The organism is Sulfitobacter albidus, assembly GCF_018200035.1.
Classification (GTDB): domain Bacteria; phylum Pseudomonadota; class Alphaproteobacteria; order Rhodobacterales; family Rhodobacteraceae; genus Sulfitobacter; species Sulfitobacter albidus.
Genome location: NZ_CP073581.1, coordinates 2,762,881 through 2,788,793 on the forward strand (window position 1 = coordinate 2,762,881; position 25,913 = coordinate 2,788,793).

Sequence of the window (25,913 nt, forward strand, 5' to 3'; positions counted from 1 at the left end):
TGGTTCCGGTAAAGTTAGAAAAAAGGGCTTAAGGCCATGAACGACGAATCCACCGCCACCCCAATCAGCGATCAGTTGGCGACACATCTGCCCTACCTGCGCCGCTTCGCGCGGGCGCTGACGGGCAGTCAGGCAAGCGGCGACAACTTCGCGGCTGCGGCACTTGAGGCCATTCTGACGGATCGCTCGGTTCTTGACGGCGTTGACGTGAAAACCGGGCTGTTCCGGGTTCTTTACGGGATCTGGGCCAGTGCGGGCGCACCCGTCGAAGAAGCGGAGCACGGTGCCCGCGCCAAGGCGCAGCGGCATCTGGCGAAGTTGACGAATGACAGCCGCGAGGCACTGTTGCTGTTTACCATCGAAGGGTTCAGCTATTCCGACATTGGCGCCATCATCGGGGTCGAGGCGAAAGAGGCTGAAGAGCTTGTCGATATCGCGCGGCGTGAGATGGCGGACGGCGTTCGCGGTTCGGTCATGATCATCGAGGATGAAGCGATCATCGCGATGGATATCGAAAGCATCGTCGCCGATATGGGTCACCGCATCACCGGTATTGCCCGCACCCGCGACGAGGCCGTGCAACTGGCCGGAGACGATCTGCCTGATCTGATCCTTGCGGATATTCAACTGGCGGACAACTCGTCCGGCATTGATGCGGTCAATGACATCCTTGGCGCGCATGGTGTACGTCCCGTGATCTTTATCACCGCCTTCCCGGAGCGGCTGTTGACCGGCGACAAGCCCGAACCAGCCTTCCTGATCTCGAAACCCTACACCGAAGATCAGGTTATCTCTGCCGTATCGCAGGCGATGTTCTTTTCCTCGACCGAGACACTGCACGCCTGAGAAATCTTTAGGGTTGAATGCGACCGATGTGGAACAACCACGTCGGTCGATGCGTTTGACAGCAATCGAAACAACATGTGCGAGGCACCAATGGCGACGAATACTTCCGCTAAGAACGGCCGTGGCAGTGACGTGACTGTCGACGACCTCTCCGCCCAGCTGGAACGGGTGAAAACCGATCTGTCCGAACTTACCCGCGTGATGGGGGAGCTTGGAACAGCAAAGACCGCGCAAGCGCAGAACGCCGCGCAAGCCAAGGCAGCAGAGCTGCGTGACCAGGCCTACGCCACCGCAGAGCACTTGCGGGATAGCAGCGCTGAGAAATTTGCCGACGCGCAAAGTCAGGCGCAGGATTTCGTCCGTACGCAGCCGGCGACTGCCTTGGGCCTTGCTGCGGGCGCGGGCTTTCTCGTCGGACTGTTGATGACGCAGCGCCGCTGAGATGTTTGACCGGGCACTGGACAAAGCGTCGGCGTCAGCCAAATCCGCCGCGCGGAATGCTGCGCTCGGCCTGATCGCCGGACTGACCTTCACGGTCGGTCTGGCATTTCTGACCGTTGCAGCGTGGCTGGTGCTTGCCACGCTGATGCCGCTGTTCCAGGTTGCCGCCATCATCGGTGCCGTCTACGTCGGAATTGCCTGCATCGTGCTGGCTATTCTGCTGACGCGAGGCAAGGGCACAACGGAGCCCGCGCCTGTCGCATCGCCCCCACCGCCCAGTTTCGACGGGCTTCTTGGGGCATTCATGACGGGGATGAACGCAGGTGCTCAAGCGCGGAGCGCACGGCATCCAGCAACTGAGCGCTCTTGAATGGTTTGCTCACAACGCGCAGCGGTAGTTCCGGGAATGTCGCATTCTCGGTCGGGCGCTCCGTGATCAGTACGGCACCGGCAATCTCTGCCTGCTTAACCATGGGCACCAACGGCCTAAAGCTGTCAGGATCGGTCGAGACGATGATGATCCGCGGCCCCCGCGTTGCCTCAAGCGCTTGCGAAAGGTCTTCAAGGGCGCCCACGATAACGACGGTCCACCCCTTATAGCTACGCAAAAGCATTTCCTGAATGTCCATGCGGACAACAGGATCTGCCTCGAAAATCAAGAAGGTCGCGGTTTGGGTCTGAGTGCTCATTGACACTCTGTAACAAGCGCCCAGACAACGATCTATAAACTACGACATACGGAGGCGTTGTTCTTTCATGACGACATTGTGCAAGTACTGCCCCCTTAATCAGAAGGATGCATTTCAAACTCTCAAGAAGGAAGAGCTTGAATACATGCAGAAATTCAAGGTTGGAGAGTTGGCCGTTGACCCGGGCACTCCGATCCTGATGCAAGGGTCCATGGCGCCACAATTGTTTACAGTGCTTTCGGGGATGGGTATCCGCGAAAGACATCTCAAAACCGGGGCGAAACAGGTCATTAACTTTGTCTTTCCCGGGGATTTCATCGGCCTTCAGGCGGGTTTGCTGGGGGAAATGGGGCATTCGGTAGAAGCGCGCACGCAGATGCGGCTGTGCGTTTTCAATCGGTCCGAATTCTTCAGCTTCTTTCGCAACCACCCCGAACGCGCCTTCGATCTGACGTGGCTTGCCGCCATGGAAGAGCATTTCCTTGGAGAGACATTGGCGACGGTGGGCCAGCGCAGCGCGCTTCAGGCGATTGCTTGGGCGATGGTCAAGATCTTTCAGCGTGGCGAGGCGCTCGGTATGGTGCGCAACAACACATTGGATTTGCCCTACACGCAGCGCGACGTGGCCGATGCATTGGGTCTGTCGCTGGTTCACACCAACAAGACACTGGGCCGTTTGAAAGAACGCCAGCTCGCCTCATGGTCGGATCGCACCCTGCAAATCAACGACTTGGAAAATCTCGCCGAAGTTGCCATGACCGAGCTCAAACCCTATCAGCCGCGCCCATTTCTGTAAGGTTCAGGGCAGCGGACTGCCGGGGGTGGCATCAACGATGTCCTCCGGTTCTGCAGTAGGACCTTCCTCAAACGGTGATACGCTCTCCGCGACGATAACGCCGTAGACCACTTTTTCGACCTGAATGTTCACAACGGCACCCAGGAGGATCAGAAAGCTGCTGATCCAGAGCCAGACGAGCATGGCAATCACCGCCCCGATCGAGCCATACACCTGATTGTAGTTGCCGAAATTCGCTACGTAGTAGGAAAACGCGACCGAGAGCGCAGCCCAGCTGATGACGGCGAAAACGGCTCCGGGTCGCAGCGCCCGATGTTCGGGCTGTCCGCGGTTCGGGCCAAATCGGTAAAGCACGATGACCCCGGCCAGCAACACCGTTACCGCAATTGTCCAGCGCAGCAGTTCCGCCAGCACGGTGCCGACCCAGCCCAGCGGAAAGAAGGCCAGCACAATCGGTGCAACGACCAATGTGATCAATGAGACCACACCCACGCCGACCAATGCCAGTGTCAGCAACAACGCACGCAGATAATGTGACGCGGTCGCGCGGTTCTGCTCTCCGTAAACGGCGTTGAGGCCTGTCATCATCGCAGCGACCCCCGCGCGCGCCGACCAAAGCGCCAGAAAGATCGACACCGCCCCGGCCCACCCGAGGCGATCCGGGCTGGTTGTTACAAGGCTCACGATCTGCGCATTGAAAATCTTGTAGACATCGTCGGGCAGCAGGCCCCGCATCTCTTCCAGTTGGGCAATGACAACTGCCGGATCGGCGATCAGGCTCATGACAGCGATCAGCGCAGCGATCGCCGGAAAAAGCGACAGCATTCCGAAAAATCCAACGCCCGCCGAGATCAGCGCGAGGTTCGTATCCCCAATCTGGCGAAAGCCACCGACAAGCCCGCGCCACAAAAGGCGCAGGCTCCATGTCTTTTCCGGGGCATCGGTGGCTGTCACGTGCTCTCCTCAATGTCATCGCGGACCTGTCCCCAGGCCACGAGGGTGAATATCAGCGTTCCACCCACGATGTTACCCGCCAACACCGGCAGAAAGAACCCCGTCAACGCGGACCAAAGCCCAAGACTGCCGTCAAGCATCAGCACGGCCATTTCGACGGATCCCGCAACGATATGCGTAAAATCCCCCGCCGCGATCAGCCAGGTGAAAATCAGGATCAGGAAGAACGCCGCTTCGCTCGCTTGCGGCAACATCCAGACGATCAGGGCCACGATGATCCCCGCCGGCACGCCGCGCCAGAAGCTGTCCGTCATGCCCATCCCGGTCGCGTGCTCCGACAGCGCAAATATCGCGGGCAAAAGATCCGCGGGCAGCGCCGGCGTCAGCGTGAAAAGAGCCGCCGCGCCAAAGGCGCCGATGACATTGGCGAACAACACGATCCCCCACAGCCGCATCATGCAGCCGAACACATACCAGCTGCGGCGATGCATGAACGGCAGCACCGTGGTGATGGTGTTCTCGGTAAACAGTTGCATCCGCCCCATGATCACCGCAAGGAAGCCAAGGCTATAGCCAAGGTTTTCGATCAGATACCGGTGCGGGCTGTCGGGCAGATACGTGCGAAAGACCGCTTCACCCAATACCGACAGGCTGATGAGGATCCCGGCCGCAATCCCCGACCAGAACAGCGAGCGTTTGGTGCGCGCCAGTTCTTCTTCGCCCTCGCGGCGGATAATTTCATAGATCAGCTTTGGGGAAAGCGAAGCCGCATCCTCGACGGATTTCTCTTCCATTTCCTCTTCGCTCATCTGGGCCTTTGCCCCTGTCGGAATGCGCATTATCTTTCTCCTGTATTCCGCCTATAAACAAGCGCCCGTGCGGCAGATTTCAAGCAATCAGCCTGCCATGGACGCGTCGCCGCTTGCGCCCTGCCCTGTCAACGCGTTTCATGGGTCCGAATTACAAAGGTCTACCGCATGAACTCTGTGCTCTCTGACGCAATCCGCGCCCGTCGCGATGATCTGATCGCCCTCACGCAGGATCTGATCCGCATTCCCACGTTGAACCCTCCCGGGCAGGACTACCGCGCAATTTGCGAATATCTTGATCGGCGCCTGTCGGCCCATGGGTTTGAGACAACCCTCGTGCGCGCCCATGGCACCCCCGGCGACAGCGAAAAATATCCCCGCTGGAACATCGTTGCCCGCCGCGAGGGCGCGCACGGCGGGGACTGCGTGCATTTCAACAGCCACACCGACGTGGTCGAGGTCGGGCGCGGCTGGACGTTTGATCCCTTCGGCGCCGAGCTGAAGGACGGGCGCATCTACGGGCGCGGGGCCTGCGACATGAAAGGCGGGCTGGCCGCCTCGATCATCGCGGCGGAGGCGTTTATCGACACCCACCCCGATTTCTGCGGCGCGGTCGAGATTTCGGGCACGGCGGATGAGGAATCAGGCGGCTATGGCGGTGTCGCCTATCTGGCCGAAAAGGGTTGGTTCGATCCTGCCCGCGTGCAGCACGTCATCATTCCCGAACCACTGAACAAGGATCGGATCTGCCTTGGCCACCGTGGCGGCTGGTGGGCCGAGATCGAGACAAAGGGCGAGATCGCCCATGGCTCCATGCCATTCCTGGGCGATTGCGCCGTGCGCCACATGGGCGCCGTGCTACAGGAGTTCGAGAACAAGCTGTTCCCGGCCATGGCGGCGCGGACTACCGACATGCCCGTGGTCCCCGAAGGCGCGCGCAGCAGCACAATGAACATCAACGCAATCCACGGCGGCCAACCCGAGAACGCTCCTGATTTCGACGGTCTGCCCGCCCATTGCGTACCCGACAGCTGCCGTATCACCATCGACCGGCGCTTTCTGGTCGAAGAACCGCTCGATCAGGTGCGGGGCGAGGTGACGGCCCTGCTCGAAGGGTTGCGCGACACCCGTGCCGATTTTGACTATGAGATTACCGAGCTGAATTCAGTGCTGCCCTCGATGACGGACCGCGATGCACCGGTGGTGCAGACCGTCGCCGCCGCGATCACCGATGTGATGGGAAAGGCACCGGAATACGTCGCCTCCCCCGGCACCTACGATCAGAAACACATCGACCGGATCGGCAAGCTCAAGAACTGTATCGCCTACGGGCCGGGTGTGCTGGAGCTGGCGCATAAGCCCGACGAATGGATCGGCGTGGACGATATGCTCGACAGTGCCTGTGTGATGGGAGCGGCGCTGGAGACGCTGCTGCTGCCGCGCGACTAGGCGGCGGCAACCGCAAGCCCGTCCACAATGGCGGTAAGTGCCGCATCACGGTGCATCTGCGCCTGCGGCAGGCGCGCGGCGATGGTCTGCTCGACCACCCCCATCAGGCTGGAGCCGCCGACCATCACCGCGTGAGTGACCGCGCCGGGCGCCACACCTGCGTCCTCGATCGTTTGCACCGCCGCCGTCCCAATGTCCGCGACCAATGCGCCCAGCGTGATGGCCAGATCGGTTGGCGCCAGACGCACGGCCAGATCCCGTTCGATCACCGCCAAATCGACCAATCCGCCGCCACCTTCATTCGCGGTGATCTTGCCCGCCTCGACGGCAAAGGCGACATCGTGGCCCAAACGCTCTTCGAGCACCTGCAGCAGGCGACCCATGGCGACGGGCTCAACCGCGTGTTGGGTCAGGTCGCGGGCCAGGCGGATATGTTCGGGGGCGTAGAGAAACGGGATCTTGGCCCATGTGGCCAGATCATTGAATATCGTGGCGGGCGCCGCGTGGGTGTCATCGCCAAAGGCGTGGCGTACCTGCCCGCCCCGGCCCAGCAGCGGCATCGCGTGATCAAGGCTGAGCGCGCGGTCAAAATCGGTCCCGCCAAGGCGGATGCCATGGCTGTGCACGATCTCAAGCCCCCGTTCACCCTTCCGGAAAAGCGTGAAATCCGAGGTGCCCCCACCGATATCCACGACAAGCCCCAGATCACCGGGCGACAGCTTGGCCGCACTGCCGCGTGCGGCGGCCTCGGGCTCATACATGAAATTCACGCAGGTGAACCCCGCGCGCGCGTAAGCCTCGCGCAGATCGACCTCGGCGCGGGCGTCGCGGGCGGGGTCGGGGTGAAACCGCACCGGGCGGCCCGACAGCACCGCATCAAATCTCTGCCCCGTCTCGGCCTCTGCCGCGGCCTTGAGCCTTGCTAAAAACCGGCCCACGATGTCGATGAAATCAAGCCGCTCGCCCAGCAGCGTGCGGCGTTCGCGCATCAAGGGGTCCCCAAAAGGCTCTTGAGCGCGCGCATGTAGCGGCCCTCGTCCCCGGCCAACAGCGCTTCGCCCGCCGCGATGCCGATCCGCATCACCCGTGCGTCGAAATCAAAGAACACCGCCGTGGGCAGCGTATCACCGCCCGGCTCCAGCGCGATGCGGCGCACGGCGCCGTCCTGCCAGACCGCCGCCGCTGAATTGGAGGTTCCAAAATCCACCCCGAGTGTCGCCATTGCCCCGCTCCCCTTGCGTCAAGATCCGCCGGGCTATCCCAGCGACCCGCCTGCCGCAAGGTTTAACCTAGCCAGCGCGCGCGCCCTCGCCTAACCTGATTGCAACAACAGACAGGGAGACACCCCAATGACCCACCTTCGTACCCTCCTGCTCGGCGTCAGTGCTGCCGCGCTCATGGCAACCACCGCTGCGGCCAAGGACGATTTGACGATCGCCATCCAGCTGGAGCCGCCACACCTTGATCCCACCAGCGCCGCCGCCGGCGCCATCGACAGCGTGCTTTATTCCAACGTGTTCGAGGGGCTCACGCGCTTTGCCTCGGACGGGGCGATCATCCCCGGTCTCGCGCAAAGCTGGGAGATCTCGGATGACGGGCTGACCTATACGTTCAAGCTGCAGGAAGGCGTGACGTTTCACGACGGCACCACGATGGACGCGGAGGATGTGAAATTCTCCCTCGACCGGATCGGTGCCGAGGATAGCGCCAACGCGCAAAAGGCGCTCTATGCCGCGATTTCCGAGGTCAACGTGATCGATCCCGCCACGGTCGAGATCAAGCTGAGCGAGCCCAACGGCATGATGCTGTTTAACCTCGCGTGGGGCGATGCCGTGATCGTCGCCCCCGAAAGCATCGAGGGGATCAAACAGACCCCCATCGGCACCGGCGCGTTCAAATTCGTGAACTGGACACAGGGCGACAGCGTCGAGCTTGCGCGCAACGACGACTACTGGGGTACGCCCGCGCAGCTGGCGTCGGCCACGTTCAAATTCATCTCTGACCCCACCGCCGCCTTCTCTGCCGTGATGGCCGAGGATGTCGACGTCTTTGCCGGTTTCCCCGCGCCCGAGAACGTACCGCAGTTCGAAGCCGATCCGCGGTTTCAGGTCCTCGTAGGCTCGACCGAGGGGGAGACGATCCTGTCGACCAACAACAAGATGCCGCCGTTCGACAACGTGCAGGTGCGCAAGGCGCTGGCCCATGCGATTGACCGTCAGGCAATCATCGACGGTGCGATGTTTGGCTACGGCACGCCCATCGGCACGCATTTCGCACCCCACAATCCCGATTACGTCGATCTGACCGGCAATTCCGCCTATGACCCCGATCTGGCGCGCAGCCTGCTGGCCGAGGCCGGTTTTGCCGATGGGTTCGAGACGACACTGTTTCTGCCACCCCCCTCCTACGCGCGGCGCGGCGGCGAGATCATCGCGGCGCAGCTGGCCGAGGTCGGGATCACCGCGCAGATCACCAATGTCGAATGGGCGCAGTGGCTGGAATCGGTGTTCAAGGGCAAGAATTTTGGCCTGACCATCGTCAGCCATACAGAGCCGATGGATATCGGGATCTACGCCAACCCCGATTACTATTTCCAGTACGACAATCCCGCCTTTCAGGAGTTGATGACAACGCTGAACGCCACCACTGATCCCGGTGAGCGCAGCGCGCTGCTGGGTCAGGCACAGCAGATCATCGCGGAGGACTACGTAAATGGCTACCTCTTCCAGCTTGCGGTGCCGACGATTGCAAAGGCGGATGTTCAGGGCCTCTGGGTCGATGCGCCGACGCAGGCCAACGACCTGACCGCGGTCAGCTGGAAATAAGCGCGAACGCGCCCCGGCGGCGTGTCGGGGCGTGGGCGTTTGTTGAATGTCTGTTACTTCTTAGGTGTTTGCCGCATTCGATGTCTGGAATTGCGCCGTGTTTGCGATCTACGCCCGTGACAAACGCGCGGCGTACGCGGGCCGCTGGCGTATCCCCGAGCGGCGACTTTTGGCGCTCGCCGCCCTTGGCGGTGGCGCGGGCGCGATTGCTGCGCAACGGATGCTGCGCCACAAAACCCACAAACAGCCCTTTGCCCATCGCCTGCGCCTCATCGCCGCCACTCAGGCCGGTGTCGCCGCCCTTCTGGTGTTGAGATAGCGCACGCGCGCGCGCACGTCCTCCCGGATGGCACCGTGCCGGGGGGCATCGCGCAGGGTTGTGAACCACGCTTCCGGCGGGTTGCGCCCTCGCCGGTTGTTATCGAACCTCAACGCGCGCAGGACATCCTCTGCTTCAGGCGGCAAATGGTCTGGAATATCTCGACCGTTGAGGATCCCCCAAACCCCTGCCCACATCCGGCCTACGGTCCAGGGATTGTAGCCCCCGCCGCCCAGCGCCAGAAAGCGCGGAATGCCCAGTGCAAGAAGCCCGCGCAAGACATCCCAATGCGCGTTGTTGCTGAGACCCAGATGGGCAAGCGGATCATCCTCCACCCCATCGGCACCGCAAAGAAAGACGACCGCTTCGGGTTTGAAAGCCGCCACGGCCGGGAGTATCAGCGCATCGCGCACATGCGCCATCTCATCGTCGTTGAACGCGCGGGGCACCGGCAGATTGATCGCATTACCGCCGCCGTCGTCCTCAATCGCGCCGGTCCGGGGCCAAAGCCCCTCTTCGTGGATCGAGATCATCAGGCAATCGGGGTCCCCGGCAAATCCGACTGCCACACCGTCACAGTGATGCGCATCGATATCCACGTAGGCGATGCGGCGCACACCGTGATACCGCAGCGACAACATCGCAAGCACAGGATCGTTGAGATAGCAAAACCCGTTGGCGCGATCGGGCATGCCGTGATGCGTGCCGCCAGCGGGATTATAGATTACGCCGTCACCGGCCAAGAGCTCTCCGGCCAGAATGCTGCCGCCTGCGGCGGTGGCGGGTCGTCGAAAAATCTCTGCAAAGACCGGGTTTGTGGGTGTGCCGATCGCAAAGCGGTCGCGATCCTGCTTGCTTGCCTCCTGCGCATTTTCGATACGCTGCAGGGCGGCAACATACGCAGGCGTATGCCATTGGTGCAACGCGCGCGGCTTTGCGCGCGGGGACGTGATGAATTGCTGTCGCGGCAACCAATCCAGCGCCCGCGCCAGATCCATCACTGTTGATACGCGCGGCACCCTCAGCGGATGCCAGTCGCCGTAGCTTGATCCGCGAAAGATCTCGTGTCCGATGAAGCGCGGGCGGTGCATCCTGTTAAGATATTGCCGCGACGCAAAAAGAAAAGCGGACGCATTGCTGCGCCCGCTTTCCGGTTCTGTGCTGTCCCGAAGGGTTGCAGCTTAGCGTGTGCCGTTACCACCGGCAGCCGCTTCGAGCACCATCGCGTCGAGGCTACGCTCACACTCCAGCTTGAGGATTTCGATTTCCTCGGCAAAGCGTGTCATGTCGTCGCCCGCGGGCACGGTTGTTGTTGCTGTGGCCGTGCCGTTATCGTCCGCGATTGTGGTTGTCGAACCCGTCTCGCTTTCTTCAGCGGCTTCACCTTCCAGCGGAGCCGTTGCAGTGGCCTCACCGTTGTTGTCGGCGATTGTCGCGTCGGAGTTGTTGTTCAGCTCTGCGACGGCCATCACGGCGATCTTGTTCTGATCTTCAGCCGACATTTCGTTGAACTGCGCGCAGGTCATCGAATTCAGATCGGCATGACCTGCCGCAAACGCGGGGGCAGAGATGGCCGACAGAAGTGTCGCGGCGGCGGCGGCTTTGATGAATGTGTTCATTGTATTTCCTAACTCTTTAAGTGTTCCACATCCAAACTGCTCGCGCGGAGGTTTAGTTCCGGATTATTTTCGCGCCGTGCGATTAATCCGGACCCGAGTCGCCAGACATCGCATCCACCAGGCTGCCCGCCGGGTTTCGGCTGCAGGTACGAGACAGAAGCGCGAGACGCGCGTCGGCCGCTGAGGGCGATACACCAAAATCCTGCAAAAGCTGTGTCTCGACTGCACGCCGATCCTCTGGCGACAGCGCACGGTAGTCTGCACAGGTCAGGTTTGACATGCTTTGCGCAGCGAGCGGCCCGGCGACAAGCACACTCAAACAGACGGATAAAGATCGGATCATGGCAACTCCTTTCACAAGCACTTGCACCTTCTACGCACGACCTGTGCGGGAAGTTCATATTTCGCAATCATTCGCTGGACCCTCGGTTTTGCCGCGCCTAACGTCGCAGCCATGCTGCGCTATACCCTCAAACGCCTGCTGTCGCTCGTGATCAGCCTCGCTGTCGCCTCGGTCGTCATCTTTTCGGTGATCGAGATCGCGCCGGGTGATCCGGCGTCCTTCATGCTGGGGATCAACGCGCAGCCTGAAACACTGGCCGCGCTACGCCGCGAGCTAGGCTTGGATGGATCGAAACTCGCCCGCTATGTCGCGTGGGTGACAGGCATGCTGCGCGGCGATTTCGGCACCTCATACACTTACCGCACGCCGGTAGCGGATATGGTGGCGCAGCGCATGTGGGTGTCGCTGCCACTGGCGCTCTATGCACTGACGCTGTCAACGCTCATCGCCTTTCCAGCCGGCGTCTATGCAGCGGCCCGGCGCGGGCGGGCGGGCGATGTGGGCGTGATGACGGCCACTCAACTGGGTGTCGCGATCCCTAATTTCTGGTTTGCCATGATGCTGGTGTTGCTGTTTGCGATCAATCTGCGCTGGTTTTCCGCAGGCGGGTTCGCGGGCTGGGAAGACGGGCTGTTGCCGGGCCTCAAATCCCTCACCCTGCCCGCCATTGCGCTTGCGCTGCCGCAGGCCGCGATCCTCGCGCGCGTCATGCGCTCCTCACTGCTCGACGTGCTGGGCGAGGATTTCATGCGCACCGCACGGGCCAAGGGTCTGTCGGCCCGTCAGGCGCTATGGCGGCACGGGCTGCGCAACGCGCTCATCCCGGTGCTGACGATCATCGGGCTTCAGTTTTCGTTTCTGCTCGCCGGGGGCATCATTATCGAACAGGTCTTTTATCTTCCCGGTCTCGGGCGGCTGATCTTTCAGTCGATCTCGGCCCGCGACCTGATCGTTGTGGAAAGCGTGACGATGCTGCTGGTATTCGCGGTGATCTTTGTCAATTTTGCGGTCGATCTGGCCTATGCGGCAGTCGATCCCCGCCTGCGGAGCCGCGCGTGAGCCGTAACCTCATCATCGGTGGCGCGCTGACGCTGATCTTTGTCGCCGCGGCACTGATCTCTTTTGCGTGGACGCCCTTTTCGCACACCGCGCTCAACATCCCCGCAAAGCTGCAACCGCCCAATGCCACGCATCTGCTGGGCACAGATCATTTTGGCCGCGACATTCTCAGCCTCATCATGGTCGGCGCGCGTACGTCGATTGCGGTGGCGTTGGTGGCGGTGGGCATCGGAATGACGCTGGGGATCCCGCTGGGGCTCTGGGCCGCAGCGCGGCGTGGCATGCTCATTGACGAGGTCATCATGCGTGGCAACGATCTTGTCTTTGCTTTCCCCTCGCTGGTCATCGCAATCCTGATCACGGCGGTCTTTGGCGCCGGGGCTGTCAACGCAATCATCGCCATCGGCATTTTCAACATTCCCGTGTTTGCCCGCATCACACGGGGTGCGGCCCTCTCGCTGTGGGAGCGTGAATTCATCCTTGCCGCCCGTGTGGCCGGCAAATCGGATGCCCGCATCTCGGTCGAGCATATCCTGCCAAACGTCGCCAATCTGCTGATCGTGCAGGCGACAATCCAGTTCTCTCTCGGCATCCTCGCCGAAGCGGCGCTGAGCTATGTCGGGCTCGGCGCACAGCCCCCGACCCCGTCGTGGGGGCGCATGCTGGCGGATGCGCAGACATTGGTGGTCCTCGCCCCGCATATGGCGCTGATGCCGGGATTTGCGATCATCCTGACGGTACTGGGGCTCAACCTTCTGGGTGACGGGCTGCGCGACCGGCTTGATCCGCGTTTGCAAAGGGCGCGCGTATGAGCCTGCTTGAGGTCAGCGACCTGTCTTTGTCTATTCACAGAACGCCGATCCTCAAGGGCGTGAGTTTTTCCGTCGCCCCCGGTGAGATCGTCGCGATCACCGGAGAAAGCGGATCCGGTAAATCGCTCACAGCCCTCGCCGTCATGCAACTGTTGCCGCAGGGGACGCGCATGACCGGCAGCCTACATCTGAACGGGACCGATCTGACGTCGCTCAGCGAACCGGCCCTCTGCGCGATCCGTGGAAACACGGTCGGCATGGTCTTTCAGGAGCCGATGACCGCCCTTAACCCGGTAAAATCCATCGGGGATCAAGTGGCCGAAACAATCCGTATCCACACCGGCGCCACCCGCGCTGAAGCGCGCGCCCGCGCCGCCAAAACACTCGCCCGTGTCGGCCTTCCCGCCGATCGCTTCCCACTGACGCGCTTTGCTCACGAGCTTTCGGGCGGGCAGCGCCAGCGGGTCGTGATCGCCATGGCCATCGCCCTGCGCCCCGATCTGCTGGTCGCGGATGAACCGACAACGGCGCTGGACGTGACGACGCAAGCACAGATCCTCGATCTGCTGAAATCGCTCGCGCGCGAGGACGGCATGGGGCTGCTGATGATCACCCACGATCTTGCCGTTGTGGCAGATATGGCCGACCGCACGCTCGTCATGCAGCGGGGCGAAATCGTCGAACAAGGCCCGACCGAAGCTCTGCTGCGCGAGGTGCAGCATCCCTATACCAAGGCGCTGCTTGCTGCATCGACCCACACCGTCACCCTGCCCGATACCCAACGGGAGGATCCGTTGCTGGAAGTGCGCGATGTCGTGCGCAGCTATCCCACGCCGCGCAAGACACTCTTTGGAAAACCGGGGCGATTCCGCGCGGTCGACGGCGTCAGCTTTACTCTCAAGCGTGGCGAACGGCTCGGCCTGGTGGGCGAAAGCGGTTGCGGGAAGTCGACGCTGACCCGCGCCCTGCTCGGCCTTGATCGGATCCAGGCGGGCAGCATCACCCTTCGCGGGCAGCCGGTTTTCAGCGGCAGTAAACCAAACCTCGCCGTGCGACGCCAAATGCAGGTGGTCTTTCAGGATCCCTTCGGCAGCTTCAATCCCCGCCACCGGGTCGCCCGCCAGATCACCGAACCCTTCCACCTGCTGGATACGCCTCCCACGGGCAAGGCGCGCGAGCGCGCCATCGACGAGGCGCTCACTGCCGTCGGATTGACCCCCGCAGATGCCGACAAATACATCCATGAATTTTCGGGCGGTCAGCGCCAGCGTATCGCCATCGCCCGCGCCCTCATCGTCCGGCCCGAGCTGATCGTCTTCGATGAGGCCGTCAGCGCGCTCGACGTCTCGGTCCGCGCCCAGATCCTCGATCTGATCGCCGATCTCTGCGGCCAATACGATCTCAGCTACCTCTTCATCTCCCACGATCTCAGCGTGGTGCGCAGCGTGACCGACCGCACGTTGGTCATGAAGGCCGGCCGCATCGTCGAAGAAGGCGGCACCCACGACGTCTTCACCACCCCGCAACACCCCTACACAAAGGCCCTGCTTGCAGCCGCACCCGAATTGCCCGACTTCGCCCGGCGCGCCCCACCCGATCAAACACAGGCACCGCCGCCCCCTTGACGCACCGCACTTTCCCCCTGCACCCTTTCCCAAATACCTCATCACCACGACAGCCTCATATCCAACGCCCGCTGTTCAGACATCCGGTTAACCGCAGCCCTTTTCAGGCGAGAGCAAATGCATCCAGGACCCACCAACAGCTTGACCGATATCGAGGACCTGCTTGTCGGCAACGCGCAGGACAACGCGCTGAAATCAGGCGTGACCGTCGTGACGGCAGCGCGTCCGTTCACCGCTTCTGTCGCGGTCATGGGAGGCGCACCGGGCACGCGGGAGACGGATCTTCTGGCGCCGGATAAATCGGTTGCGGCGGTCGATGCGCTGGTCCTCGCAGGGGGATCGGCCTACGGGCTCGACGCCTGTTCGGGTGTGGTCGACGGGCTGCGCGCGGCGGGGCGGGGGTTTCGCGTAGGCCCGGCGGTGATCCCGCTGGTGCCGGGGGCAATCCTCTTTGATCTGCTCAATGGTGGCGAGAAGTCGTGGGAGACAAACCCCTACCGCGCCCTTGGGCGCGCGGCCCTCGACGGTGCTGGCACGGGTTTCGATATTGGGACAGTCGGTGCAGGCACCGGCGCGCTCAGCGCGATGCTCAAGGGCGGGCTTGGCACCGCGTCGCTGCGCCTGCCGGACGGCAGTACCGTCGCGGCGCTGGTGGCCGCCAACCCCGTCGGCGCAGTCACCACGCCCGGTGATCGCCATTTCTACGCCGCCCCCTTCGAGATCGACGGCGAATTCGGCGGCCTCGGGTCGGACCCTGCCAGCGGCCTTGGACGCAACCTGGAGAGCCGCAAGATGTCCCGGCTAAGCCCGCGCAGCAATACCACGATTGCGGTCGTCGCAACCGATGCATCGCTTTCCAAGGCGGAATGTCACAGGGTCGCCATCGCCGCCCACGACGGGATCGCGCGCGCCTGCGTGCCTGCCCACACGCCACACGACGGCGATCTTGTCTTTGCGCTGACGACAGACGCAGGCCCACCCGCGGATGTGACGCTGACGGGCCACGCCGCCGCCCTTTGCCTGACCCGCGCCATCGCACGCGCCATCTACCACGCCACGCCCGCACCGGGTGACATCATGCCCTGCTGGAGAGACGCCAATGCCGAGCTTTGAACACGACAGCATCTCCCTTCACTTTGAGGCGTCCGGCGACGGGCCGCCGTTGCTGCTGATCGCCGGCATGTTGAGCGACAGCGCCAGCTGGGCGCCGCTTGTCCCGCTGCTGGAGCCGCATTTCACCGTGATCCGCCCCGACAACCGCAGCACCGGTCGTACGGCCCCGTGGAACGCGCCGGCAAGCATCGATCACTGTGCCGCCGATTGCGCAGCGCTTGTCGATAGCCTCAGCATCGGGCCCGCACATGTCGTGGGCCATTCGCTGGGCGGCATGATCGGGCTGCGCATGGCGCACCGCTATCCCTCTGCGGTGGGCTCGCTCACCCTCGCTGCCGCAGCGCCACTGCGGCTGGAGCGCAACGTGGCGCTCTTTCGAAATCTGCTGGCCATCCGGCAATCGAACGCGGCGCCCGAGACTTGGCTGCACACGCTTTTTGCGTGGCTCTTTGCTCCGGCGCTCTACGACATTCCGGGCGCGGTGGCTCAGGCTGCAACGACCGCTCTGGCCTATCCCTATGCGCAGACCGCCGCGGCCATGGCGCATCAGATCGCCAGCCTCGACGGCTACCGCCCGGACGGGCTCGACGGGGTGCCGATGCCGGTTCAGGCGCTGCTGGCGGCGGACGATCTGTTGCTGCCGGAGGCGCTGGCGCGCAACGCCCTTGGCGCGACGCCGACCCACATCGTTCCCGATGCCGGGCATTCGATCCATTGGGATGCACCCGAAGCGGTGGCCGCGCACATCCGCCGTTTCACCGATCAATAGGAGCCATCGCGATGCAAGATCTCTACGGTTTGCCCATCACCTGCACCCGGGACAGCACCCGCCGCGCGATTGACGATTTTATCCACGGGTTCATCAGCTACCAGCCGAAGGCGACGGGCATCATAGCCGCCGCGGATGCAGACCAGGACTGCGCGCTCGCCAATGCCTATGCCGCAATGCTGTGGATGTTTCTCGAAGCCCCGGTCGCGCCGCAAAAGGCCGCGCCCTACATCGCGCGGGCCAGGACCGTTGCGCAGGGCAGCACGCCCCGCGAGCAACAGATCATCGCCGCCGTGGACGCCTGGACGCGGGGGGACGTCCCCGGCCTCCTCAAAATCTGCGATGCAATCACCGATGACCATCCGCGCGACATGGCAACGCTGAAGCTGGCGCAATATCATCTGTTCAACCTCGGCGACGCGCCGGGTATGCTGCGCGCCGCACTCAAGGCGCTGCCCGAGGCCGCAGACATCCCCTATGCCCACGGCATGATCGCCTTTGGATATGAGCAGTGTCACCTGCTGGACCGGGCCGAGACCGCCGCCCGCCACGCCATGTCGCTGCGCCACGACGAAGCCTGGGCGCATCACGCCATCGCCCATGTGATGCTGACCGAGGGGCGCATCGCCGAAGGCGCCGTCTTTCTTGAAGAGGTCGCCCCGACATGGGCCGGGCTCAACAGTTTCATGCGCAGCCACAATTGGTGGCATCTTGCCCTGTTCTACATCAGCCTGGGGCGCGAAAACGAGGTACGCGCGGCCTTTGATACCCATGTCTGGGGCCTTGCCAAAGACTACAGCCAGGATCAGGTCGGCGCGGCGTCCCTGCTCGCCCGGATGGAGTTTGCGGGCATCGACGTGGGCGAGCGCTGGGCGGATGTTGCCGACCACGTCGCCGCGCGGGGCGCCGATACGGTCAACCCTTTCCTGACGCTGCAATATCTCTACGCGCTATCGCGCACCGGGCGTGCGGAGGCGGAGACGCTGATGGCTGCAATCCGTTCCCGGGCAGAAGACGACAGCCAGCACGACCATATCGCCTGGCGCGACGTGGCCCTGCCCGCCGCCACGGGAATCGACGCCCACGCGCGGGGCGACTGGCCCGTTGCCATCGCCGATCTGGCCCGCGCGTTGCCCCGCATGGCCGAAATCGGGGGCAGTCACGCCCAGCGCGATCTGTTCGAGCAGATCCATCTGGACGCGCTCGTGCGCGACGGCCGCGCTTCTACCGCGCAGCAGGTGCTTGAGATGCGGCGCACCTATGACCCCGATGGCGTTCCGCTGAACCTGATGCTGGGGGAGGTCTATACCAAAACCGGCCTGCCCGATCTTGCCGCCGAGGCCCGCGCGCGGGCGCAGGCAACGCTGGCCGCCGCAGGCTAGATCAACCGGTTTGCCCCGCCCGCCTGTCACCGCTAACCTGTCGCAAGATGCTTTGATGTGAGGACACGGCAGACAGATGGCACAGGAATGGTATTTCGCATTCGAGGGCACCTCGAAAGGCCCGATAGATCAGGATGAATTCGAGGATCTGATCGCCAATGGCACGATCCGGTCGGACACATTGGTCTGGCAGGAAGGCATGGAGGACTGGATACCGCTGGCACAGGCGCGCAGCGTCAGCCGAACGCCGCCCCAGCCCCCGCGTCGCCCGGTAAGCGACATGCAGGATCCCGCGCGCGAGGATGCCAACAGCTTCATGGGCGCGCTCAAGGACGGGTTCGCCCGCTACGTCGATTTCAGAACCCGCTCTACCCGCTCGCAATTCTGGTGGTGGATGGTTTGGATGATCTTGCTGGGTGGTCTGACGGGCGGGCTGGATGCCGCGCTCGGGTTCTACGATGTAGGGCCGATCAACGGGCTGTTTTCGCTGGCGACGCTACTGCCGTCCATCGCGGTCGCAATCCGGCGGCTGCACGATATCGGGCGCACGGGTTGGTGGGTATTGCTATATTTCATCCCGATCCTCGGGTGGATCGTGCTGATCATCTTCTACTGCCAGCGCAGCCAGGACCACGCCAACCAATGGGGCAATGAGCCCGCCCATTAGGGAGCGATCAGGCGCGCGGGCCGATCGTCACCTCAAGCGTCGCGATGCCGTCGACACCGCCTGTCAATACGTCACCAGTCTGACAGGCGGCGACGCCCGCGGGCGTGCCCGTCATGATCAAATCCCCCGGCGCAAGGGTCATTCCTTCGCTGAGGGTCGCGATATGCTCGTCCACCGACCAGATGAGATCCGCGATATTGGCGTCCTGCCGGGTCTCACCGTTCACCGCGAGCCAGATGCGCGCGTCGCTCAGGCTGGCCACATCGGCCATCGGGACGATGGGCGCAATTGGAGCCGAGTTGTCAAAGGCCTTTGACCAATCCCACGGGCGGCGCGCGTCCTTGGCCGCTGCCTGAAGGTCACGACGGGTGAAATCAATGCCGACGGAGGCGCCCCAGATATGCTCGTGTACGCGTGAGGCCGGGATATCGGCGCCACCCTTGCCGATGGCGATCACCAGCTCAATCTCGTGGTGCAGGTCCTCGGTCAGCGACGGATAGGGGAGCGTGCAAGGCGTGGCGATGGCGGCATCGGCGGGCTTGGTGAAAAAGAACGGTGGTTCGCGGTCGGGGTCATTGCCCATCTCGCGCGCGTGCGCCTCGTAGTTGCGGCCCACGCAGAAAATCCGACGGACAGGAAAAAACGCATCACTGCCCGCAACCGGGAGTTTCGCTTGTGGCGGCGGGGGCAAAACGTAGGACATGGGGCGCGGCTCCGGCTGATGGGTGTTGACGGTACTAGAGACCCGGGCGCCGGTGATGTCCAGACGGCGCGGTGCCGACAAATGTCACGCCGGCCTCGTTCGCAGGAAATGCGCGGATTGTCCAAAATTGGACACAATCGGGCTGTAGACCAAAGATTGTTGAGCAGACAACAACAAGGGTGCAGGCAATGACACTAACAATGAAATCACTTCTTTTGGTTCTGGCGGCGCTGGTATTGACGGCGTGCACACAGACACCCCCGCAGACGCCGGATGTGGGCCGCGCCGACACCAGCTTCCGCGCCTTTTCCCCGGCCCCAACACCGGAACGCGATATGGACGGGCAGATCCGCGCGCTCTCCCAGTCGGCGGATCGCCTTGTGCGCCACTCCACCCTCAAAGGCGCGGCCACCGGTGCCGCAATCGGCTGTGGCGTGGGTATCGTGACGCATGGCGCGGCCAAAAGCTGCGTGAACGGCGCGCTTGTGTCTGGTATCGGCGGCGCGATTGTCGGGAATATCAAAGGCCGTCAGGAACTGGACCGCCGCATGGCGCTCATCGCGCCGAGTGATGTCGTGCGCCACCTCCGCCACGCCCGCGCGCACCATACCGAGGTTGCCACAAGCCTGCCCGCCCTGCTCACGCAGCAGGAAGAGCGGATGACCACCGCGGCACTACGTTTTGCTGCGGGGGAAATCACGCAGTCCCGTCACGACCGCATCCGTCGTCAGATTCTGAGCGAACGTGCCGCATTGGCCGAGGCCCTGACGATCAGCGCGGCCGACGCGCGCCGTGCTTCCGCCAATCTGAGCGAAGCGGCGAGCCGCGGTCAAAGCGGGCTGGATTGGCACATCGACGCCACAGGCCGTCTGGCCGACGACATCGCCTCATCCCGCAGCATGATCAGACATTTTTAACCCGGCAGATCAGTCGCCAAGCTTGGCGTGCACTTCATCCAGATCAATCTCGCCGATGGGCATCTTGTTGGCGGGGTTTTCAAAGTCGTATTTGAAAAGCTTGAAATCGCGTTTGTAGATTTCATAGACCAAATGCATCGACAGGTCGTCAAAATAATCCTCGACCGGATGCGCCCGCTTGGGCCCGTGCCCCTCGCTTTCGTTAAAGCGGGGGATCGTCGTCAGATCGACCTTGTTCGGCGTCTCGATCGCGTCAAGCACCTGCCCCATGCCGTCGTTGAAGGCTTCGGTCCAGAAAATCTTGTCGTAGGTGCCGCCGTTGACAATGAAGGTACTGACATGGCCTGACATGGCCGACCAGTGGATGTCGGGATCCATCGGGCGACGCCAGCGGATGGTATCGCGCGCAAACAGCAAGAAACGCCGAAAGCTGGCGATCTGGTCAAAGTCATCCTTGCCGTCCGGCCCGCCGACCTCGATCCCGTATTTCTGTACCAAAAGCGGCACCAGATTGCCGCGATAGCGTTTGCCGTTGCGCTGGATGCCGCAGATCTTGTCAAAAAAGCTCGACAAAATACGGGTATAGGGATTGCGCACGCAGGTGAACGCATAAGAACTGTGGTTCTGCACGTTGCGGCTGATCGCGTCCTGACTGTCGTCCAGCGCCCATTTATGCATCCCTCCCTTGGCGTCGTGGATATCGCCGTCAAAGAACGTGCCGTGGTCGGAATAATACATGATCTGACCGATGGTCGAGCAGGCACATTTCGGCACCACGCGGTACACGACGCTCTCGCTCTCGGTCATCCAGGTGCCGGGAAAGCCCATTGATCGTCACTCCTGCTCTGCCATTTGCCGCCTCTTGGGGGCGGTTTCCCGTTACAAAAGCAAATAATTGCTGTTTATTCAATCTGTGTTCACGACTATCTAGGTAAACAATCGAGCATTTGACTGGACACTGGTTAACGAATGGCAAAAATCGCCTACATCCTCCTGTGCCACAAAGACCCGGACGCCATTATCAAACAGGCGGAGCGGCTCACAGCCGTGGGCGACTATATGTCGATCCACTTTGACGCCTCCGCAGACCTTGCGCATTTCACCCGCATCCGCGACGCGCTCAAGAACAATCCGCACGTCACCTTTGCCACCAAGCGCATCAAATGCGGCTGGGGGGAATGGTCACTGGTGGAGGCCACGCTCTATGCCGTTCAGGCTGCGGTTGATGCCTTTCCGCGGGCCACCCATTTCTACATGCTGTCGGGCGATTGCATGTCGATCAAATCCGCCGAATACGCGCACCGTTTCCTCGACGACAACGACGCCGATTTCATCGAGAGCTTTGATTACTTCGAAAGCGACTGGATCAAGACCGGCTGGAAGGAAGAGCGCCTGATCTATCGCCACTGGTTCAACGAACGTGCGCAGAAAAAACGCTTTTACGCGATGTTCGAGCTGCAAAAGCGGCTGGGCCTGAAACGCGAGATCCCGGCAGACATTCAGGTGATGATTGGCAGCCAATGGTGGTGCCTGCGCCGTCAGACCATCGAATGGGTGCTGGATTTCTGCAAGCGCCGGCGCGATGTGATGCGGTTTTTCCGCACGACATGGATCCCGGACGAGACATTCTTTCAAACTCTCGTGCGCCACCTCATCCCCGAAGAGCAGATCCGCAGTCGCAACCTGACCTTCCTGATGTTCACCGACTACGGCATGCCCGTGACGTTCTACAACGATCACTACGATCTGTTGCTGAGCCAGGACTATCTGTTCGCCCGCAAGATCAGCGCCGATGCGCAGGACCTCAAACGGCGACTTGGCCTGCTCTATGCCGCCAAGGGCGTGCAGTTCCAGATCAGCAACGAAGGGCGCAGCCTGTTCAACTTCCTCACGGGGCGCGGGCGGATCGGGCGACGGTTCTCTACCCGCTTCTGGGAGACCGAGAGCACGCTGGGGCGCGAGCGCGAGCTGCTGATCGTCGTGTGCAAGAAATGGCACGTGGCCAAGCGGGTGCTGGAACGTATCCGCCAGACCACAAACGTACCGGCCATCGAATACGTCTTCAACGAGGAGGACACGCCCCTCCCGGCCCTCGGCGGGATCGAGAAAACGCTGGGCAAGCGCACCCGACATCGCCGCGCGCTGATGCGGATGCTGTTCGACTATTTCGAGACCGACAAGCTGATCGTTTGCATGGACCCGGCGAACCTTGATCTGTTGAACGATTTTGCCTCGGACCGCTCGACCACCCGCATCCTTGAGATCGAGTGCAGCTTTACCGATGAATACTTGATCGGACACGCCATGCGCGTGGGCCTCGCGGGCGATCAGACAAGCATGGAAACCCTGCAACGTCTGCTGCCCACGATCCGCAACGACATGGTGTTCGAAAGCGACGCGATCCGCGACGCCCAGTTCGAGAACCACGGGCGCATGCGCGAACAGGCCCTCCCCGAGGACAACGCGGACGTACTGGCGCAATTCCTGAACATCGCACCCGAAAAAGCGCGCGAAATCGCGCAGACAGATTACCTATTCGCCGACTGAGGAGCCGATATGGCCTACGACTACGACGACCAGAACATCTTTGCCAAGATCCTGCGCGGTGAGATCCCCAACCAGACCGTGCTGGAGACAGAGCATACGCTGGCCTTCCGCGATATCGAGCCACAGGCGCCGACGCATGTACTGGTGATCCCCAAGGGCTCTTACGTGAGCTACGATCACTTTGCCGCGCAGGCGAGCGACGCGGAAATCATCGATTTTACCCGCGCCATCGCAAAGGTCTGCGAGATGGAGGGCGTCACGCTCAGCGCAGGCGAGGGATTTCGCATGATCTCAAACGCCGGTGCCCATGGCGTGCAGGAGGTGCCTCACCTGCACGTGCATATTCTGGGCGGTCGTCCGATGGGCCGCATGGTACAACCCGCAAAATAACATTCGATTTTTGACGCTGTTCGGCGTCAACCGCCTCTCATGAGAGCATCAAACGCCTCAATAAATTCAAGGCAGAGGTGATCCTACACTTCAGACCAGTTTTGCAGCCTCGTTAAGATGGATCAGGGTTTGATTTAGGCTGCCGTTCACATCGGTTGTGTTTTGCTGTCATAGGCTTCATCGGGGGCCAATATGCCGTGTGTAGAGTGGGGGCGTTCTGCGTTGTAATTGCTCAGCCACTTGCCGATCCCAGCCCGCATTGACCTGCTCCCCATTGAGTCCGCTAATTTAGGTTAGCTCTGTTCAGGTTTTGGTCTTCACTTGACCGCTTAGCATATTCTGCTGGCGTCAGGCCAGCGAGGCTTGTGTGTGGGCGGTGATGATTAAAATCGATACGCCATGCCTCGATCAGATGACGCGCATGTCTGAGGCTGTCGAACAGGTTTTCGCTCAGGCACTCATCCCTCATGCGTCCGTTGAAAGACTCCACAAAGCCGTTTTGCATTGGCTTGCCAGGGGCGATGTAGTGCCAATCAACCTTGCGATCCTCTTGCCATTTCAGGATGGCGTTTGATGTCAGTTCGGTGCCGTTGTCCGAGACCACCATGCAGGGATAGCCACGCATCTCGGCAATCCGGTCCAGCTCCCGCGCGACACGGTCGCCTGAGAGTGATGTGTCGACCACAGCAGCCAGACATTCGCGGCTGAAGTCATCAATCACGTTCAGGATGCGGAAGCGCCGACCACAGGACAGGCTGTCAGACACGAAGTCCAGGCTCCACCGCTGGTTCGGCCCCTGAGGGATCGCCATGGGCGTTCTGGTGCCCACTGCGCGCTTGCGACCGCCCCGTTTACGGACTGTTAACCCTTCTTCGCGGTAAATCCGGTACAGCTTCTTCCAGTTCACCCATTGCCCGGCAGGCGATTTGCAAGGCAAATCTGCCGAGAGGGGGCCAGCCTTCCCGCTTGAGCAGGATGTGCAAGCGGCGATATTCAAAACGTCGCCGCTCGGACGACAGTTCCTTCAGCCGCCCACGCAACTCAATGTCCGCGGGTCGCTTTGACACACGCCGATAGACACGCGGATCGATCCCGGCCAAGGCACAGGCCCGCTTCTGATTGTATCGCCTTTCTGTCATGGCCCAGGTCACAGCTTTCCTGCGTGAACCGGGCTTCAAAAGTTTTTTCCCAACATTTCCTTGAGCGTCGACACGTCCATCATCTGTTCAGCCAGCAGCTTCTTCAACTTGGCATTCTCTGCCTCAAGCGCCTTCAGCTTCTTCGCGTCAGACACTTCCATCCCGCCATACTTGGATCGCCATTTGTAAAACGTCGCATCGCTCACACCATGCTTGCGGCACAGATCAGCAGCGGTCGCACCAGCCTGATGCTCCTTCAGTATCCCGATTATCTGTTCTTCACTGAAACGGCTTCTCTTCATCGTCTGTCTCCTTCTTGGAGAACAGGCTAACCAAAAACGCCGGACATTTCAGGGGAGCAGGTCAGCAATCGCCCTCAGTCATCCTCCCCTCGGCGACAGCCCATTCCTGACCAGCCTTGCGGGTCCTCTTCAGGAACTTCCGGTACCGCTCCTCGGCGCTTCGAAGCGATTGGACATCGTCGAAGAACTTGAGATCGTGAAACGCGATCGTACAACGCGACCGAGATATGACGGACTCCTTTCATGGCGCGGAATAATCCTTCGCGCGCTTCGACCTCCCAAAAGGCGGCGGGCTGACTGATATGAAAGGTTCCGGAACCTGTGACTTACCTAGATCGAACGAGGCTAGAACTGTCAAATCAGAGGCGGTCGAGGACTTTGGGGCGACCTCGACGGCATCGAGGCGCTCCCAATTTAATTACATAACTCAAGAGCTTGCGGTAGACGTAGCATAGCGGCCAAACCGCGAACACATCAGCTTGCGCGCACTATTGGTTTCTTTTGCGCGCACTTCCGGTTTCTCTGGCACATATTTTTCGGGCTTTTTTGGCGACCCCGGCAGGATTCGAACCTGCAACCTGCCCCTTAGGAGGGGGCTGCTCTATCCAGTTGAGCCACGGGGCCTTCCCGCGTTGTTAGCGTGGCTTAGTCATCGATGCCACTCCTCTTCTGGGCAAAGGCCCGGGAAGTATTTTGCGTCTGACAACTCTTTGGTGAAACTTTTTCATACACTTTCGCGTGAGTGGAGTACGTTCGCGCAGGCGTGTTCTCGCCGCAGTTTTGTTTTTCTTCAGGAGTCTTTGCCCATGTCCTACCCTTTCTGTCATTCCCGCACCCTTACGGCGACCGCCGCGTTGCTTTTGAGCACGGCCTCCTTCGCGTTTGCGGACGGTACTGCACCTTGTAACGTCGGCAGCGGCACGGGGTCTACGGAGTGTGGCGTAGGCTCCGCAGCCGCGGGCGACGCATCCGTTGTGGTCGGAGCAGCCAGCACAGACGCTGCTGCGACGAACGGGATTGCAATCGGCAATGCAGCCACCGCTGCGGGCGGAGACGCGATCGCCATCGGCGGCAATCGGGACGGCGCGGATGGGCAAGCGACCACGGCAACCGGCCCCTCGACAACGGCAGTCGGCGGACAGGCCATCGCGAACGGCCCCGGCGCATCGGCCATCGGCTGGCGTGCCGAAGCCACGGCTGAGCGGGCGCAAGCGTTGGGGCATTTGGCCACCGCACAGGGCGTACGTTCTCTTGCCGTCGGCGAAAACGCCGATGCGCAGAGCGACAACGCAACAGCCATCGGCAATGAGGCCATCGCCAACGGGATCGACGCGATTGCGCTGGGGGATACGTCGGTAGCGACAGGCCCTTCCACAACAGCCATCGGGGTGAAACCGT

24 protein-coding genes, 1 tRNA gene and 3 pseudogenes are annotated in these 25,913 nt (G+C 61.8%); 18 read left to right on the forward strand and 10 right to left on the reverse strand.

The genetic code is table 11. From position 1 onward, the window contains the following. Nucleotides 1-36 precede the first annotated feature (36 nt). The 3 genes from KDD17_RS13610 to KDD17_RS13620 all read left to right on the forward strand — a co-directional run bounded on the left by KDD17_RS13610 (nt 37) and on the right by KDD17_RS13620 (nt 1,657). Nucleotides 37-846: a response regulator gene (locus KDD17_RS13610; protein WP_212704153.1), complete on the forward strand. Its 810-nt coding sequence runs from the start codon at nt 37-39 to the stop codon at nt 844-846. A gap of 90 nt (nt 847-936) precedes the next feature. Beyond that, a complete protein-coding gene (locus KDD17_RS13615) occupies nt 937-1,287 on the forward strand; it encodes a DUF883 family protein (RefSeq protein ID WP_212704154.1) in 351 nt (116 codons plus the stop codon). 1 nt (nt 1,288) lies between these two features. Beyond that, the gene (locus tag KDD17_RS13620) at nt 1,289-1,657 is read left to right on the forward strand and encodes a phage holin family protein (protein WP_212704155.1); all 369 of its coding nucleotides are present in this window, start codon (nt 1,289-1,291) and stop codon (nt 1,655-1,657) included. Here KDD17_RS13620 and KDD17_RS13625 read toward each other — a convergent pair. Further along, entirely contained in the window at nt 1,590-1,976 is a 387-nt protein-coding gene (locus KDD17_RS13625) for an ANTAR domain-containing protein (RefSeq protein ID WP_212704156.1), read from the reverse strand. The genes KDD17_RS13620 and KDD17_RS13625 overlap by 68 nt on opposite strands. A 67-nt stretch (nt 1,977-2,043) precedes the next feature. Here KDD17_RS13625 and KDD17_RS13630 point away from each other — a divergent pair, with 67 nt between their 5' ends. Then, nucleotides 2,044-2,772: a Crp/Fnr family transcriptional regulator gene (locus tag KDD17_RS13630; protein WP_212704157.1), complete on the forward strand. Its 729-nt coding sequence runs from the start codon at nt 2,044-2,046 to the stop codon at nt 2,770-2,772. A gap of 3 nt (nt 2,773-2,775) precedes the next feature. On the opposite strand, the gene KDD17_RS13635 is transcribed toward KDD17_RS13630, so the two are convergent. Both KDD17_RS13635 and KDD17_RS13640 read right to left on the reverse strand, forming a co-directional pair. Continuing rightward, nucleotides 2,776-3,726, reverse strand: a complete 951-nt coding sequence (locus tag KDD17_RS13635) for a YihY/virulence factor BrkB family protein (protein WP_348541461.1) — start codon at nt 3,724-3,726, stop codon at nt 2,776-2,778. Next, complete coding sequence (locus KDD17_RS13640; RefSeq protein ID WP_212704158.1) at nt 3,723-4,565, reverse strand: formate/nitrite transporter family protein; 843 nt, start codon at nt 4,563-4,565, stop codon at nt 3,723-3,725. Before KDD17_RS13640 ends, KDD17_RS13635 begins: the two co-directional genes overlap by 4 nt. A 138-nt stretch (nt 4,566-4,703) precedes the next feature. Here KDD17_RS13640 and KDD17_RS13645 point away from each other — a divergent pair, with 138 nt between their 5' ends. After that, nucleotides 4,704-5,984 carry an acetylornithine deacetylase/succinyl-diaminopimelate desuccinylase family protein gene (locus KDD17_RS13645; RefSeq protein WP_212704159.1) on the forward strand — a complete coding sequence of 427 codons (1,281 nt, stop codon included), beginning with the start codon at nt 4,704-4,706 and terminating at the stop codon, nt 5,982-5,984. Here KDD17_RS13645 and KDD17_RS13650 read toward each other — a convergent pair. Then, nucleotides 5,981-7,206: pseudogene (locus KDD17_RS13650) on the reverse strand (Hsp70 family protein). The gene KDD17_RS13645 and the pseudogene KDD17_RS13650 sit on opposite strands and share 4 nt — an antisense overlap. Before the next feature lie 127 nt (nt 7,207-7,333). On the opposite strand from KDD17_RS13650, the gene KDD17_RS13655 reads away from it, so the two are divergent. Together KDD17_RS13655 and KDD17_RS13660 are read left to right on the forward strand one after the other, a co-directional pair. Continuing rightward, a complete protein-coding gene (locus tag KDD17_RS13655) occupies nt 7,334-8,809 on the forward strand; it encodes an ABC transporter substrate-binding protein (RefSeq protein ID WP_212704160.1) in 1,476 nt (491 codons plus the stop codon). 64 nt (nt 8,810-8,873) lie between these two features. Next, entirely contained in the window at nt 8,874-9,128 is a 255-nt protein-coding gene (locus KDD17_RS13660) for a DUF1294 domain-containing protein (RefSeq protein ID WP_212704161.1), read from the forward strand. Here KDD17_RS13660 and KDD17_RS13665 read toward each other — a convergent pair. Then, on the reverse strand, nt 9,092-10,219 hold the full coding sequence (locus tag KDD17_RS13665; RefSeq protein WP_212704162.1) for an acetoin utilization protein AcuC: 1,128 nt from the start codon (nt 10,217-10,219) through the stop codon (nt 9,092-9,094). The two genes, KDD17_RS13660 and KDD17_RS13665, sit on opposite strands and share 37 nt — an antisense overlap. A gap of 90 nt (nt 10,220-10,309) precedes the next feature. Then, nucleotides 10,310-10,747 carry an HdeA/HdeB family chaperone gene (locus tag KDD17_RS13670; protein ID WP_212704163.1) on the reverse strand — a complete coding sequence of 146 codons (438 nt, stop codon included), beginning with the start codon at nt 10,745-10,747 and terminating at the stop codon, nt 10,310-10,312. A 454-nt stretch (nt 10,748-11,201) separates the two neighbouring features. On the opposite strand from KDD17_RS13670, the gene KDD17_RS13675 reads away from it, so the two are divergent. From KDD17_RS13675 to KDD17_RS13705, 7 genes are all read left to right on the forward strand, one after another. Continuing rightward, nucleotides 11,202-12,149, forward strand: a complete 948-nt coding sequence (locus KDD17_RS13675) for an ABC transporter permease (RefSeq protein ID WP_212704164.1) — start codon at nt 11,202-11,204, stop codon at nt 12,147-12,149. Beyond that, nucleotides 12,146-12,961: an ABC transporter permease gene (locus tag KDD17_RS13680; protein WP_212704165.1), complete on the forward strand. Its 816-nt coding sequence runs from the start codon at nt 12,146-12,148 to the stop codon at nt 12,959-12,961. Before KDD17_RS13675 ends, KDD17_RS13680 begins: the two co-directional genes overlap by 4 nt. Beyond that, the gene (locus tag KDD17_RS13685; protein WP_212704166.1) at nt 12,958-14,586 is read left to right on the forward strand and encodes an ABC transporter ATP-binding protein; all 1,629 of its coding nucleotides are present in this window, start codon (nt 12,958-12,960) and stop codon (nt 14,584-14,586) included. Before KDD17_RS13680 ends, KDD17_RS13685 begins: the two co-directional genes overlap by 4 nt. 117 nt (nt 14,587-14,703) lie before the next feature. Continuing rightward, nucleotides 14,704-15,699 (forward strand): P1 family peptidase, encoded by a 996-nt coding sequence (locus tag KDD17_RS13690; RefSeq protein WP_212704167.1) that lies wholly within the window; start codon nt 14,704-14,706, stop codon nt 15,697-15,699. Beyond that, entirely contained in the window at nt 15,686-16,468 is a 783-nt protein-coding gene (locus KDD17_RS13695) for an alpha/beta fold hydrolase (protein WP_212704168.1), read from the forward strand. Before KDD17_RS13690 ends, KDD17_RS13695 begins: the two co-directional genes overlap by 14 nt. Before the next feature lie 11 nt (nt 16,469-16,479). Next, nucleotides 16,480-17,850 (forward strand): tetratricopeptide repeat protein, encoded by a 1,371-nt coding sequence (locus KDD17_RS13700; protein WP_212704169.1) that lies wholly within the window; start codon nt 16,480-16,482, stop codon nt 17,848-17,850. 76 nt (nt 17,851-17,926) lie between these two features. Beyond that, nucleotides 17,927-18,517: a DUF805 domain-containing protein gene (locus KDD17_RS13705; RefSeq protein ID WP_212704170.1), complete on the forward strand. Its 591-nt coding sequence runs from the start codon at nt 17,927-17,929 to the stop codon at nt 18,515-18,517. A gap of 7 nt (nt 18,518-18,524) precedes the next feature. Here the strand turns inward: KDD17_RS13705 and KDD17_RS13710 are convergent, their stop codons facing one another. Continuing rightward, nucleotides 18,525-19,220, reverse strand: coding sequence for a fumarylacetoacetate hydrolase family protein (locus KDD17_RS13710; RefSeq protein ID WP_212704171.1), 696 nt, complete (start codon nt 19,218-19,220; stop codon nt 18,525-18,527). A 200-nt stretch (nt 19,221-19,420) separates the two neighbouring features. Between KDD17_RS13710 and KDD17_RS13715 the strand changes: the two genes are divergently transcribed. Further along, nucleotides 19,421-20,137 carry a hypothetical protein gene (locus KDD17_RS13715; RefSeq protein ID WP_212704172.1) on the forward strand — a complete coding sequence of 239 codons (717 nt, stop codon included), beginning with the start codon at nt 19,421-19,423 and terminating at the stop codon, nt 20,135-20,137. 9 nt (nt 20,138-20,146) lie between these two features. On the opposite strand, the gene KDD17_RS13720 is transcribed toward KDD17_RS13715, so the two are convergent. Beyond that, entirely contained in the window at nt 20,147-20,965 is an 819-nt protein-coding gene (locus tag KDD17_RS13720; RefSeq protein WP_212704173.1) for a sulfotransferase family protein, read from the reverse strand. 141 nt (nt 20,966-21,106) lie between these two features. Between KDD17_RS13720 and KDD17_RS13725 the strand changes: the two genes are divergently transcribed. Both KDD17_RS13725 and KDD17_RS13730 read left to right on the forward strand, forming a co-directional pair. Then, nucleotides 21,107-22,684 (forward strand): DUF5928 domain-containing protein, encoded by a 1,578-nt coding sequence (locus KDD17_RS13725; RefSeq protein WP_212704174.1) that lies wholly within the window; start codon nt 21,107-21,109, stop codon nt 22,682-22,684. Between the two features lie 9 nt (nt 22,685-22,693). After that, complete coding sequence (locus KDD17_RS13730; protein WP_212704175.1) at nt 22,694-23,074, forward strand: histidine triad nucleotide-binding protein; 381 nt, start codon at nt 22,694-22,696, stop codon at nt 23,072-23,074. A 283-nt stretch (nt 23,075-23,357) separates the two neighbouring features. Here the strand turns inward: KDD17_RS13730 and KDD17_RS13735 are convergent. Then, nucleotides 23,358-24,515 (reverse strand): annotated as a pseudogene (locus KDD17_RS13735) (IS3 family transposase). Between the two features lie 547 nt (nt 24,516-25,062). Further along, nucleotides 25,063-25,139: transfer RNA gene (locus tag KDD17_RS13740), tRNA-Arg, on the reverse strand. Nucleotides 25,140-25,321: 182 nt separating this feature from the next. Here KDD17_RS13740 and KDD17_RS19280 point away from each other — a divergent pair. Further along, a pseudogene (locus KDD17_RS19280) lies at nt 25,322-25,870 on the forward strand (hypothetical protein); the annotation flags it as partial. Between the last annotated feature and the right edge of the window lie 43 nt (nt 25,871-25,913).